Genomic DNA, 12,507 nt, shown 5'->3' with positions numbered 1-12,507 from the left:
TACGCGACCGGAGAATGTGCGGATGCCGTGTTCGACCGGTAACTGCGGAATTACCAAAAAAACCACTGTTCCGTGCGCAGCACGTAGATGGCCAGAGCCAGATTGGTCACGGCATGGGCCAGGATGCATTGAGCGAGGCTTTTGGTGCGGTAAAGGAGCCAGGCATATGCGATTCCGGCCATGATGCCGGCCAGAATGAAGTGGTGGGCCAAGCCGAACAGCAGGGAGCCAATCAGCAGCGAAGGCCATGTGAACGTTCCGAGAGGGACTTTGGAAAAAGAACTGTTGATGATGTAGCGGAGAAGAAAGGAGCGCCAGAAGATCTCCTCCATGATCGGAACCACGATCACGGCGCTGGACACGCGAATGGCGATCATGAGCCAGCGCTGAGGGCCTTCCGGAAAAACATGAGGATTAAAGCCCGGCGGTTCGGTCATAGCGCCGATGGTCCAATCCATGTTGATCCATAAAACGAAAACCAGCAGCCCCAGGCACACGCTCAGCAAGGTCTGGCCCCATTTTGTCAGATCAATCCACTGCAATTCGGTATATGCCCTGTACAAGAGAAGCAGGGCGGTCAACGCTGCCAGCGGCCTGAGCGGGTAGAGCAGGTCAAATGCAAATCCTTGAAGATCCAGCCATCCTCTGTTGTCCAGAAAAATGAGACTTTCTTCAAGACCGATAATAGCCATGAACAGAGCAAAGGGCAGGATGCGGGGCCAAGCTTTATCTTGCATGGGGACGTTAATGCCAAATGCATGCCGAAACATGTTACGTTTCGAGGAATGTGAAGGCGGATTCGGATGTGAGCGAAGAGTTTTATTAATCGATCTTTCAAGTCAAGCGACCGTTTTACAGCCTGCCGCAAGATTTTTGAATGAATACAAATTGCTTTACAACCAACATCCTGGTGTGCAGATTGCTTGCTTGTTCAAACTTGTCGGCAAGCCACAGATGAATTGTTGCCAAGCCAATATGGCAGGCGGATTTTGGGAGGATGTCGAGTTCTAATTCTGGGGGAATTAACTATGACTATACGCAACAATGCTTCATCAAAGCATGCGCTTCACGGCAAGACTCTGCTCCTTACCGGCGCGTCCATGGGCATCGGACGTGCTTTGGCCGTGGCTCTGGCCGGGGTGGGAGTCAACCTGGTGATCAATGCCCGGAGCGAGGACCGTCTGCGAGAGACGCGGGAAATGTGCGTCGGTTCCGGAGCGGTTGTCGAGGAGATCGCAGGCGATGCTTCCCGTTCGGAAATCGTTGATGCCATGGTCGCGAAAGCCGGCGATATCGGTGGACTTTGGGGATTCATTCATGCCGCCGGACTGTTGCATCCGGGCCCGCATGTTTGGGAGTTGGCAGAGGAGGAATTTCAGGCCGTCTTTCAGGCCAATGTGGTCGCTGCGTATCAGTTGATCCGGGCCTGCATGCCTCTGCTTCTGCGGCAGGGCGAGGGGTTGGCCGTGTTTTTCGGTTCCGGGGCTGCCGTGAAGACCCAGCCCGGCATAGCGGCTTACTGCGCCGCCAAGGCCGCTGAGGAGCACCTGGCCAGGCAACTGGCCGCCGAGGCTCCGCAGATCACTTCAACGGTCTACCGGCCCGGTGTTGTCGAGACCAGGATGCAGTCCCAGGCCCGTGAATCCGAAGGTGGCGCGGCCAGGCAACTCCAGCAGGTATTTAAGGCCTTCAAGGAGCAGGGACAGCTGATAACTCCCGAAGAATCCGCGGCCGGGCTGGTCCGGCTGCTTTCTTCCAGTCCGAAGCGCTTACATGGCGGGACGTGGGACGTGCGGGACATGGGCTGACTTTTTATATGGGCTGACCCAACGGGCATAGAGTCCCTTTGGAACCAGCCGTACACCCTGAGCTTCATCTCGGACTGGATCGTGGATGTGGAATCCGGCTCTCTCGGCTGGCAGGACTTCTCCTGCCCGGCATCCGTCTGGGCCGTCAGCAATGCCGGATGTCCATTCGCAAAAACGACCGCAAGCTAATCCAGAAGCGCCAGGGGATCGACCCAGAAGCCCAGTATGCTCAAGCCGAAGTGCAGGTGCGGTCCGGTGACCCGGCCGGTGGCGCCGACCTTGCCGATGGGCTCGCCCGCAATGATCTTCTGGCCTTCCTGGACCGTTACCTCGGATAAGTGGATGTACTGGGTGACCACGCCCAGCCCGTGGTCGATGTAGACGGAACGTCCGGCAAAAAAATGATCCCCCGTCAGCACGACCTTGCCATTGCTGAAAGCCCGGACCAAGGTTCCTTCCGCACCGCGCAGATCTACTCCCCGGTGCGGAGCACGGGGCTGGTCGTTGAAAAATCTGCGCAGACCGAACTCGCTGGAAATATTGCCCGATACGGGCCGCACAAAAGGCGTCTCCCATAACCTGTCCGGGGTGACGCGCTCCAGCGCGGCCCGAACCTTACGACGCTCCTCCTCGATCCGGGGATGGAGGCTTTGATCCGGCGAAACCATTTCTCTCGCCACCTGCAGCCACTGTTCCGGAAACGTGCGAGGCTGCACGTGGACCTCATGAGTGAACGGCAAGCGCTGGTCGCCCTTCTGCACGGTACCGTCAATCCGTTGCACGCCCAAGGGGGATTCCAGGCAGACTCCCAGCAAAACAACCGCCTCTCTCCCATGCTCACCGGCAACGGCCAGAACGGTCAGATCCTTGTCCTGCCAGCGAAACGTTATCTCACGAAAGTTCTCCGGTCCGAAGACACGCAGAAAAAAAGGCATTCCCACATCCACATGGTCCGGACTCTCAATCCGAATTCCGGCCCAGGCCGAAAGCGTCGTCATGCTGAGCAGACATGCCACAACGCAACATTTCACAAATAAATAAAAGAACCGTGTCATTTCATTTTTCCTTTTTGCGTATTGATGCACCTTTTGCCGGAGAAGGGCCATTCCCACCGACAGGCACGGCGATACTTAATGTTTCAAGAATATCAACGCCCGGCCCCCTCTCAATGGAACAACCGGCGCTCACTCCTCATCCCTGGCGATGACTTCAGCCGTGATCGTGCCTGAGCGCGGCATGATCCGCAGAGTGTCGCCTTGGGCCACTTCCCGGCTGTCGCGAACATACCGGCCGGTCTGCACGGACTCGACCAGGCAGAAGCCTTTCCGCAGAGGACGAACCGGATCCAGGCTGTTCAGGGAAATTTCAAGCTTTCCGAGGCCATGTTCGCGAGTACGGACTGGTTCCGATGCCGCCGAGCAGAGCATCCGGATTTGCTGCTCCAGGTGGGCCTGTCGGGCACTCCAGTACCGGACGCCCAGGGTCCTGGTCAGGGCGGCGCGGCTCTGCTCCAAAGTGAGGCGTCGGTTCTCCATCATCCGCTGGGCGCTGCGGCACATATCCCGCTCCAGGGTTTCCAGCCGCTCCATGGCTCTGAGTACCCGCACCCGGGGTGAAAGCCAGGCCAGAGCTTTTTCCTGGCCGGTAAGCAGAACTTCCTTGCGTCGGAGCAGTTCACGTCCCGCCTTTTGCAGCCGGCATTCCAGCTCGTCCACGGCCTGGATCAATTCGCGGCGTTCCGGCCAGAGGAGCTGGGCCGCGTGGCTGGGGGTGGCCGCCCGCACGTCCGCCACGAGATCGGCGATGGAAGTGTCCACCTCATGGCCGATACCGGTGAGCACCGGAATGTTCGAGACAAATATCGACTTGGCCAGATCCTCGCTGTTGAAGGCCCACAGATCCTCCAGGGAGCCGCCGCCGCGAATGAGCACGATCACCTCGGCCCATTCATGCAGATTGGCTTCCTGTACTGCCCGGACAATCTGCCCCGGCGCTTCCTCTCCCTGCACCAGCACGGGATGGATGCGGATGGACGCACCGAAGCCGCGTTCATCCGACAGGCACAGGAAGTCCCGCAAGGCCGCGCTGTTCGGCGCGGTGACCACGGCGACCCTTCGCGGGTATGACGGCAGAGGACGCTTGCGGTCGGTATCGAAATAGCCCTGAGCGGCAAGCCGCTTCTTCAGCGCCTCGAAAGCCATGAACAGCGCCCCGAGACCTTGGTCCTGCACCATTTCAACAACAAGCTGATAAGTTCCCCGCGGCGGATAAACCGTCAATCGCCCTACGCAGACCACTTCCTGTCCGTCCGCGATTCTTGGGCATCCTCCCGATCCGATCTGCCACTGCTGAGACTTGAACCAGACCGCGCCCAGGCAGGCATCGCCGTCCTTGAGCGTAAAATAGATATGCCCCGAACCCGGTCTGGACAGATTGGACACCTGCCCCCGGACCCAGATAAGAGGAAACTCCCCCTCCAGGGTCGCCTTTACGGCCTGGGTCAGTTCACGAACAGAGAAGATGTAGGCCATGTACTTTGAATTGCTAAGAAGCCTTTCCTTCGTCTAATCCCCAATCTTTGAGAATACCCTGCCACCATTGTCGAACGTGAGTTTCCAGATCCTCCAGCGCCAGCTCGGTACGCTCTCCGGTCTTGCGGTTTTTGGCTTCCAGCACGCCTCGGGCCAGGCCTTTCTCGCCCAGGATGAGCTGGCCGGGCAGGCCAATCAGGTCCGCGTCCTTGAATTTCACGCCAGGTCGTTCGTCTCTGTCGTCCAACAGCACCTCGAAGCCCATGGCTTCCAGACGGTCGTGCAAGGCTGTTGCCTGTGCCAGCAGTTCCTGATTTTTGCTGTTCAGCAGGATCAGCTCGATCTGGAACGGAGCGATGGGCGGCGGGAACAGAGCCCCGTTTTCATCGTTGTTCTGCTCCAGGCAGGCGGCCATGATTCGACTTACGCCGATGCCGTAGCAGCCCATGATGATCAGTTGTTCCTTGCCGTTTTCGTCCAGGTACCGTGCGCCCATGGCCTCGCTGTACTTGGTGCCCAACTTGAAGACATGACCGACCTCGATGCCCTTGGGCAGCTGCAGGGCCGCGCCGCATCGCGGGCAGGGGTCCTCGGCCGTGACCTGGCGCAGATCCACGTATCCGGCAATCACGGCGTCGCGGGCCGGATCGACATGACGCAGATGGGTGTCCGGCAGGTTGGCGCCCGAAATCCAGTCCCGACTCATCCCCACCTCCCGGTCCGCCCAGATGGCGTCCACATGCAGGTCCACGGGACCGGCAAATCCCACCGGCGCCTTGGTCCAGGCCTGAACCTGCTCCGGCGTGGCAAGGTTCAGCTCATTGGCGTCGAGCACATTCTTCAGCTTGATTTCATTCAACTCGCGATCTCCGCGGATGACTGCCGCCACGGGCCGTCCGTCGACCTCATAAAGCAGGGTCTTCAGGATGCGTGCGGGTTCCACTCCCAGAAACTCGGCCACATCCTCCACAGTATGTTTGTCCGGCGTGGCCACCTGCTCCATGGGGGGAGCTTGCGTTTCGTCGCCAACTCCTCGCAGAACCGCTTCCGCTTTCTCCAGATTCGCTGCAAAGTCGCAGGCCGTGCATACGGCAATGGTGTCCTCGCCGGTGCTCGCCAGGACCATGAACTCGTGGGAAAAGCTGCCGCCGATGGCCCCCGAATCCGCTTCCACGGCCCGGAAGACCATTCCGAAACGGGTGAACGTGCGCATGTAGGCATCGTACATGGCCCGGTAACTCGCGTCCGCGCCCTCGTCGTCCCGGTCGAAGGAGTAGGCGTCCTTCATGATGAATTCCCGGCCGCGCATCAGTCCGAACCGGGGCCGGATTTCGTCCCGGTACTTGGTCTGGATCTGGTACAGGTTCACGGGCAACTGCCGATAGGAACGGATCTCGCCCCGGATCAGGTCGGTGATCACTTCCTCGTGGGTCGGCCCCAGGCAGTAATCCCGGCCATGACGATCCTGGATGCGCAGCAACTCCTTCCCGTAGACCACCCAGCGTCCGGATTCCTTCCACAGGTCCGCCGGCTGAACCATGGGCATGAACACTTCCAGAGCCCCGGCCCGGTTCATCTCCTCGCGCACGATCCTGGCGATCTTGTCCAGACAGCGCAGCCCCAGGGGCAGGTAGGTATAAATCCCGGAGGTCAGCTTGCGGATCATCCCCGCTCGCATCAGCAAACGGTGGCTGACCACCTCGGCCTCAGCCGGATGCTCCTTCAGGGTCGGCAGGTAGTATTTGCTCCAGCGCATGTAAAATCCTTTTTGTTGAAATAATTATCGTAGAGTGCAGCCCTAAACATGTTCTCTGAACCGGAAGTCGATTAATTGGTTACTGATCACCACCTGCTCTTCGCTCCACCAAAAACGCTTCCAGCTCGCGCATGAATTCCGGGAGCAGTTCATCCCGGCCGCGGACTTTGCGCAGGATTTCGCCGCGGCTAAATATCAGACCGCAGTCCCGGCCTCCGGCCAGTCCGATGTCCGCCTCCCGGGCTTCGCCCGGCCCGTTGACCACGCAGCCCATTACGGCCACGGTGAACACGTCGGTCACCCCGGCCAAACGGCGTTCCACTTCCTCGGCCAGATCCTGCAGATCGATTTCGGTCCGTCCGCAGGTGGGGCAGGAAATGATTTCCGGACCGCGTTGGCGCAGACCCAGGGAGCGGAGAATTTCCCAGGCTGCCCGGACTTCCAGGACCGGATCCGCGGTCAGCGACACCCGTAGCGTGTCGCCCAGACCTTCCCAGAGCAGGATCCCCAGTCCCACCCCGGACTTGACCGCGCCCCGGAGCAGGGTTCCGGCCTCGGTGATGCCCACGTGCAGCGGACAGTCCAGCCGAGCGGCCAGCAGGCGATAGGCGGCAATAGTTCGGGGGACCGAGGAGGATTTTAAGGAGATCTTGAAATTGCCGAAGCCGCGCTTTTCCAGCAGCACCGCATGGCCGAGAGCGCTCTCGACCATGGCTTCCGGCGTGGCTCCGCCGTATTTTTGCAGAAGTTCCTTTTCCAGGGAGCCGCCGTTCACGCCGATCCGGATGCATGCCCCATTGGCGGAGGCCGCGTCCACCACCCGATCCACATAGGTCTTGGAACCGATGTTGCCGGGATTGATGCGCAGCCCCTGCAGCCCGGCTTCCAAAGCCTTCAGGGCCAGGCGGTGGTCGAAATGAATGTCCGCGATGAGCGGCACCGGAGCGGCGGACTGGATCGCCGGCAGAACTTGCGCGGCATTTTCGTCCGGCACGGCCAGCCGCACGAACTCGCATCCGGCCTCGACCAGCTCGGAGATCTGCCGGATGGTGGCCTCCGCGTCCCGGGTGTCCGTGTTGGTCATGCTCTGCACGCGGATGGGATGCGCGCTGCCCAGAGGCACGCCTCCCAAGGTGACGGTTCTTGTGGGATGGCGACGGGGAATGGGAGTTGCGTCGGATGTGTTCGTCATTGTTCTGGTAATTCCCTCGGATTGGCGATCGACAGGGGCCACTTCTGCCCTCTTATGCGGCAGCAGTTTTTCTACCCACAGTTTGTCCTCAGGTAAACACATCCGCGCCATCCATCAATGTTCAGTGAGGTATGACCAATTGGACAAGGTGCATTCGCCCATTCCAACGTTTGATGAACCACTCTACTCCGCAGGGAGTCGCAAAATTCTTGCGAATTCAGGAGCGGCACATGTAACGCGGGAGCCTTCGCGCCAGACGTTTCTGGAAAGAATTTGCGCGACCAGGGAAGTTCGAGGAGGTGTTCATAATGTGAGGAGAGTGGGAGGTGCGAGGATTTGTCGGTCAAATCTTATACTTGGCCCAGAAAAGTCTCTCGGGCGGCTTCGATGTAAAGTTGGCGATGATCCAGGGGCAAAGGCAAGTCTGCGTCAGATGCCAGGAATGTGTAGGTTTTAATCATGTGTTCACGAACCAGAACTGATCCTGTCTTGCGTTTTAATTCCACTCGTGAGGTGAGCAATTTCTCGGCCAGGCGGATGATTTCTTTGGCTCTGACCGTCGCGCTATGCTCTCGCAAAACTCTGCGTTTGCCCTGTAGCGCGATCTTTCTCAGTCGTTCCGGCTCACTTAAGGCATCGAATGCGATTCGCACTGCTTCGCCGGCATTGCCTCGGGGATAGACCAGGATTTCCTCGTCGGGTGTAAAGGCATCCCGCAAACCGTTGGGCACATCTTCCGTAAGCACGGCCGCGCCGCAGGCCGCGGCCTGAAAGAGACGAAAATTCAGCTCGCCCACAGCGCTCTGATTGAGCACGATCATGCTGCGATTAAAAATTTCCGTATAGGCGCCGTGCTGTACAATGGTCGGACATCGGCTTCGAAACTGCTGCAGAAAAGGCCGCCGGGACCTGTTCAACGGTGGATCAAGGGTGCCCACGAAACTCACCGGGATATCCCGCTCGAGCCCCTCGTCCCGATCAACATCCGGTCGGCAATAGAGCGGAAACCAGCGGCATTCCCGCCAGGCTCTATGGTCCGCGAAGAGCGGCAGGTAATCCTTCTGCGCCACCAGAAAGAGGTCAAACGCCCAGCTGTAGGGCACATGCCATGGATTGCAGTACTGGTCGATGGAAAAGCCGATCACCGCTCCCGGCATCCGCTCCAGCCCGAAGACCTCCAGGGGGCGGCAGCGATCCACCCAGACCGTCAAATCCGGACGAAAATTTTGGGAAGACAGGATTTCCCAGAGTTCACGCAGACCAATGGGTTGCTCCAGCGCAACATCCAGGCCGCTCCCCTTGCCCAGAGTGAGAACATCATGCCCCATGTTCCTCCAGGCCGGTACAAAATCCGATCCGCCGACACTCAAGATGCGCATATCGGATTATCCTAGAAATACCCAAGGCTTCGCAGGCTTTCCATCTGACGTTCCTTTTCCGGGTCCCGCCCAGCCCGTTCCGCGTCGCCTTGCACTTGATCCGGAGCCAGGGTGCAGGGCATGCAGCCCAGGGATCGATAGCCCACGTTGTACAGGCTGCAGTAGGGCAGCCCGTGCTCCATGATGCAGGCCCAAACGTCCATTTCCGTCCAGTCCAGGATCGGATTGACCTGGACGTGGTCCGGATTGCGGCGCTGTTCGATATAGTCCCGATCGGTGCGGTTCGGATGTTCGTCTCGGCGCAGGCCAGTGATCAAGGCCGTGATGCCGCACTCATCAATGGCCTTCTGCAGCGGCAGGATTTTCAGATCCCGACAACAGGTCAATTTGTCCGCGGCTACGGGATAAACGTTCAGGTCGATATCCGGCCGCTGGACGTGCAAGGTGACGTCCCACTCCTGAGTCATCCGGTCACGCAACTCCAGGATTTCCGGAAACTTCAATCCCGTATCCAGATTGACGGCACGTGGTGGGAATTTGCCATGCTCCTGCAGGAGCCCGCGCCACAGCCAGAGTGCCACGGTGGAGTCCTTGCCGCCGGTCCAGGCCACGGCAGTCCGGTCGGGGCCGTATTGGCTGAAGATTTCATCCAACATTATTCGCGAATGCTTCAGTCTGTCTTGAAGCAGCATCACACCTCTCATCCCATCCGGAACAAGCGACCGGATCAAGCCGTCAGATTTCGCGGAGCCCTCCGCACCTATCCCAAGCCACATGAAGACCAACTTCGAAATCTCGTCCGAATCGTTCGTTTTTCTATTCCAACAGATACCTAAATCGCGATGCGACCTTGTCCGTCTCAGCGACCAGGACTTCCGCCTCCTGGGCAACAACATCCGCATCGACAAACCCTAATCGATCACTCAGGTAGTATGCCAGCACGTCTCCGGACTCCACATAGCGCCAAACCACTGCATACGCGGATCCGAGGAAAGGCCGTTCCGGAAATTGCGGGCGGGTGATCAGCCGCAGATTAAGATGTTTTTCCTCTCCCCCGGCCAAGCGGAATAGGGAAGATTTCTGGAAGGTTTCCTTAAGGTGAAGCGCCAGACGCATGCCCACAGGATCGTTTCCGACATGTTCGACAAGCACGGGGATGCCCGTATCTGGAATATCTGCGGACTCCTCATCGGCGGGGGGCGCATGTCTGGGCTGCGGAACAGGCTGATCCTGCGTCTGGGGTACTGATTCAGGTGATTGTTCCGCTGACTCCTGTGCGGTTGCCATTCCATGGCCGCCCACCAGGAACAGCATTCCGAAAAGTATCCACAGGCAACTCGTCCTTCCTACTGCATTCATCATAAATCCTCCGGCGGGTGATCATCGCGTTTCTGTTTCAATTGACGAGGCTGAGCTCGCATCGAGCCTCAGCTCTGTATGTCTCTGTAGCTACTCACTGCTGTCCAGCTTACCTTGATTTCGCGGCCTCGCAAAGTCCTTTGCCGGCATAGATTGCCGTACGCTCGACTCGTTGCAACGCGATTTCATTTCAAACTATCAGGCTCAAGCAGCAATAGGACTCAAAAAAACGTTCTCAATGAACGTTTTCATTGCCTTACGCAAGCCAATTCAACAAAGGATTTTGTTCCCGCATTTTATGGGGGAAGGAGCATGTCACACCGGCAATTGTAGCCAAAATCTCGACGTGATGATCCAGCGGGCACACATGGCGTGCTCAATCTCATTTATAAACACATTATGTTTTCTGCCCAAAATCCTAAAATTTAAAGATTTTTAACGAGAGAACAGGCAACGCAAGATAGGCAAGCTTTGCTTCTTGAACAGGCACCTAACTTGCAAATAAAGGCTCACAACCAAAGAGCCTGTTATGCCTCAAAAGAATACAATTAACGACCATATCAGATCATCCGAACATCGGATGCCGATGAATCTGCCGGAATTCGCGCTGGAGCAGGGCGAGCAGCGTCACGCTACCTGGTCCGTTCCCTGGTCTGACCTGATGATGGTCATGTTCATCCTGTTTCTTGTTCTGTTCGTCTTTTCCCTCCGGGAAAAGGAGCGCCTGGTGCTCAGTCACCGCTCCACCGCATCCATCCAGTCCGTTACCTCTTCAAACGCGCAACTGAACATGTTGCCCCTGTACGAAGTACTTCGGGAGAGGCTGCTTGGCCATGAGCGGATGCTCAATGTCGCTTTTACGGAAGACGCCTCCATTGTCATCTCACTCTTCGGCGAAAATTTCTTTAATCCCATGAGTTACGAGATTGAGCATCGCCCAGGGCTTTTACTGTCAAAGATCGGACATGCCATCTCCGTAGCCCAGGGAACCATTGTCATCACAGGATTTGCCGACGATGCGCCTCCCACGCCTCAGGGCTCTCGCACCTCTGAGCAAGGAGCGTGGGAGGTCGCGGCTCTCCGAGCTGCCGCGGTCGCGGAGCACTTTGTTCATCAAGCCGGCATCAACCCAGAGATGTTGATCATCCAGGCCCGCGGCACGGCCCACCCTCTGTTGCCGGATTTCATCGAGACAAGGAATTCGCAACGTCGGCTGGAAATTCGTATCGACCCTGATCAACCTTCAAGTGCACGCTGAACAGCACTATTCACCAGGAGCAAGTTCATGAAGAGCAGGACCCTGATTGCCGCGGCAATCTGCTTTATTGGATTCAGTTGCGTATTTTTCTTCTCCGGACAAGCCTCCATCTACTTCAACGCCACTGCCATGCTTGTGGTTGTATTCGGGACATTGGGGTCAGTCGTGCTGGGCAGCGGTCCTGAGGGGGTACGCCAGGCTTGGCGCAGTGCCGGCGCGGCCTATTCCGAGAAGAACATCTCCGAACAGATTCTGGTCAAAGAACTGTTGCGCACAGCCCATGTGTACAAACGCACGGGCCGGATCAACCTGAGCGAGGAAACGCCGCACTACCCGCCTTTAATTCATGGGGTTGAAATGATAGAGGATGGGTATACTGAAATGGAAATTCGGGAAATCTTTCAGGCCGAAGCCAAGGCGTTTGTCCAACACCGGGAAGAGATGGAGCGAATCTTCAGGAACATGGCGACGTATGCTCCATCTTTCGGAGTCGCCGGCAGCGTCATCGGCCTTGTCGGCATGCTTGTTGGATTGGGAGATACTTCGCTGATATTGCGAAGCATTCCTGTTACCTTGGTTTCAACGCTATATGGCATTGTACTGGCAAACTTCTTATTTTTGCCGCTGGCGGAAAAGATTCGCGAGAGCACGCGCGGCGAATTGGCTTTGCGCCGACTTGTGTTGGGAGGAATGGTGGGCATGATTCGAAGCACTGATTTTTTGAAACTGCAGACAATGCTCAATGCAATTACGACAAAACGCGAAGCCCAGGTGGACGGTCTTCAGATTTTGCGCGAAATCAAGGCCGGGCTGCCTCATAAGCGTAGCAAAGCGAATTCTGCTGCAACACACCTTGACTTGGCCAATGCGATAAAACGTACGTGTAGAGTAGAGCGCTAATTCCTTCGTCACTCAGGACTTTTACCGAACGCCTCGTCGCACGCGACTACTACGTGTCTACTGATATGCATTCCGGACATCAGCGCCCCCTCGTCGAACCGTACGTGCGGTTTTCCCGCATACGGCTCTCCGATGATCTTTCAGCCACAGGCATTCACAAGGAGTTGACGGCTTTTGTATCTCTTACGCAGGTAGACCAACCCCAGGCCTTGCAAGGCCGCATACAGCGAACCTTCACCCAGACGTCGGCTGCGCCGTTGGCTCCTGGTCGTCAGAAAACGACCAAACCGCTGCTGCACGTACCAATCCAACGCGCCAAAGGCT

The 12,507-nt window shown here is 57.6% G+C and carries 12 protein-coding genes; 3 read left to right on the top strand and 9 right to left on the bottom strand.

Annotated elements, in window-relative coordinates:
* Positions 1–50: 50 nt before the first annotated feature.
* Complete coding sequence (locus BLP93_RS14685; protein ID WP_092123457.1) at positions 51–737, bottom strand: CAAX prenyl protease-related protein; 687 nt, start codon at positions 735–737, stop codon at positions 51–53.
* A gap of 291 nt (positions 738–1,028) precedes the next feature.
* Between BLP93_RS14685 and BLP93_RS14675 the strand changes: the two genes are divergently transcribed.
* Complete coding sequence (locus BLP93_RS14675; RefSeq protein WP_092123346.1) at positions 1,029–1,808, top strand: SDR family NAD(P)-dependent oxidoreductase; 780 nt, start codon at positions 1,029–1,031, stop codon at positions 1,806–1,808.
* Between the two features lie 185 nt (positions 1,809–1,993).
* Here BLP93_RS14675 and BLP93_RS14670 read toward each other — a convergent pair whose 3' ends face one another.
* The 7 genes from BLP93_RS14670 to BLP93_RS14640 form a co-directional block, all read right to left on the bottom strand.
* A complete protein-coding gene (locus BLP93_RS14670) occupies positions 1,994–2,806 on the bottom strand; it encodes a M23 family metallopeptidase (protein ID WP_161946357.1) in 813 nt (270 codons plus the stop codon).
* Positions 2,807–2,992: 186 nt separating this feature from the next.
* Positions 2,993–4,339 (bottom strand): exodeoxyribonuclease VII large subunit, encoded by a 1,347-nt coding sequence (gene xseA / locus BLP93_RS14665; RefSeq protein ID WP_092123342.1) that lies wholly within the window; start codon positions 4,337–4,339, stop codon positions 2,993–2,995.
* 13 nt (positions 4,340–4,352) lie between these two features.
* Positions 4,353–6,095, bottom strand: coding sequence for a proline--tRNA ligase (locus BLP93_RS14660; protein ID WP_092123340.1), 1,743 nt, complete (start codon positions 6,093–6,095; stop codon positions 4,353–4,355).
* A 79-nt stretch (positions 6,096–6,174) separates the two neighbouring features.
* Positions 6,175–7,287, bottom strand: coding sequence for a flavodoxin-dependent (E)-4-hydroxy-3-methylbut-2-enyl-diphosphate synthase (ispG, locus tag BLP93_RS14655; RefSeq protein ID WP_092123455.1), 1,113 nt, complete (start codon positions 7,285–7,287; stop codon positions 6,175–6,177).
* A gap of 350 nt (positions 7,288–7,637) precedes the next feature.
* Positions 7,638–8,666 carry a glycosyltransferase family protein gene (locus BLP93_RS14650; protein WP_092123338.1) on the bottom strand — a complete coding sequence of 343 codons (1,029 nt, stop codon included), beginning with the start codon at positions 8,664–8,666 and terminating at the stop codon, positions 7,638–7,640.
* Positions 8,667–8,677: 11 nt separating this feature from the next.
* Positions 8,678–9,358, bottom strand: a complete 681-nt coding sequence (locus BLP93_RS14645; protein WP_092123336.1) for a phosphoadenosine phosphosulfate reductase family protein — start codon at positions 9,356–9,358, stop codon at positions 8,678–8,680.
* Between the two features lie 124 nt (positions 9,359–9,482).
* The gene (locus tag BLP93_RS14640; protein ID WP_139163023.1) at positions 9,483–10,028 is read right to left on the bottom strand and encodes a hypothetical protein; all 546 of its coding nucleotides are present in this window, start codon (positions 10,026–10,028) and stop codon (positions 9,483–9,485) included.
* Between the two features lie 577 nt (positions 10,029–10,605).
* Between BLP93_RS14640 and BLP93_RS14635 the strand changes: the two genes are divergently transcribed.
* Positions 10,606–11,283: an OmpA family protein gene (locus BLP93_RS14635; protein ID WP_161946356.1), complete on the top strand. Its 678-nt coding sequence runs from the start codon at positions 10,606–10,608 to the stop codon at positions 11,281–11,283.
* Between the two features lie 27 nt (positions 11,284–11,310).
* Positions 11,311–12,183, top strand: coding sequence for a motility protein A (locus tag BLP93_RS14630; RefSeq protein WP_092123330.1), 873 nt, complete (start codon positions 11,311–11,313; stop codon positions 12,181–12,183).
* Between the two features lie 140 nt (positions 12,184–12,323).
* Here BLP93_RS14630 and BLP93_RS17290 read toward each other — a convergent pair.
* Positions 12,324–12,507: hypothetical protein (locus tag BLP93_RS17290; protein ID WP_208596665.1), on the bottom strand; the 184-nt coding region annotated here is incomplete at its 5' end.

Origin of the sequence: Desulfonatronum thiosulfatophilum, assembly GCF_900104215.1 — a bacterium.
Lineage (GTDB): Bacteria > Desulfobacterota > Desulfovibrionia > Desulfovibrionales > Desulfonatronaceae > Desulfonatronum > Desulfonatronum thiosulfatophilum.
This window is presented reverse-complemented; position numbering and strand designations above follow the sequence as displayed.

What these genes read in the sequence shown, in the direction of transcription:
- BLP93_RS14685 (WP_092123457.1), bottom strand. Translation starts at nt 737, where the DNA reads ATGCAAGATAAAGCTTGGCCCCGCATCCTGCCCTTTGCTCTGTTCATG.
- BLP93_RS14675 (WP_092123346.1), top strand. Translation starts at nt 1,029, where the DNA reads ATGACTATACGCAACAATGCTTCATCAAAGCATGCGCTTCACGGCAAG.
- BLP93_RS14670 (WP_161946357.1), bottom strand. Translation starts at nt 2,806, where the DNA reads ATGACGACGCTTTCGGCCTGGGCCGGAATTCGGATTGAGAGTCCGGAC.
- xseA (WP_092123342.1), bottom strand. Translation starts at nt 4,339, where the DNA reads ATGGCCTACATCTTCTCTGTTCGTGAACTGACCCAGGCCGTAAAGGCG.
- BLP93_RS14660 (WP_092123340.1), bottom strand. Translation starts at nt 6,095, where the DNA reads ATGCGCTGGAGCAAATACTACCTGCCGACCCTGAAGGAGCATCCGGCT.
- ispG (WP_092123455.1), bottom strand. Translation starts at nt 7,287, where the DNA reads ATGACGAACACATCCGACGCAACTCCCATTCCCCGTCGCCATCCCACA.
- BLP93_RS14650 (WP_092123338.1), bottom strand. Translation starts at nt 8,666, where the DNA reads ATGCGCATCTTGAGTGTCGGCGGATCGGATTTTGTACCGGCCTGGAGG.
- BLP93_RS14645 (WP_092123336.1), bottom strand. Translation starts at nt 9,358, where the DNA reads ATGCTGCTTCAAGACAGACTGAAGCATTCGCGAATAATGTTGGATGAA.
- BLP93_RS14640 (WP_139163023.1), bottom strand. Translation starts at nt 10,028, where the DNA reads ATGATGAATGCAGTAGGAAGGACGAGTTGCCTGTGGATACTTTTCGGA.
- BLP93_RS14635 (WP_161946356.1), top strand. Translation starts at nt 10,606, where the DNA reads ATGCCGATGAATCTGCCGGAATTCGCGCTGGAGCAGGGCGAGCAGCGT.
- BLP93_RS14630 (WP_092123330.1), top strand. Translation starts at nt 11,311, where the DNA reads ATGAAGAGCAGGACCCTGATTGCCGCGGCAATCTGCTTTATTGGATTC.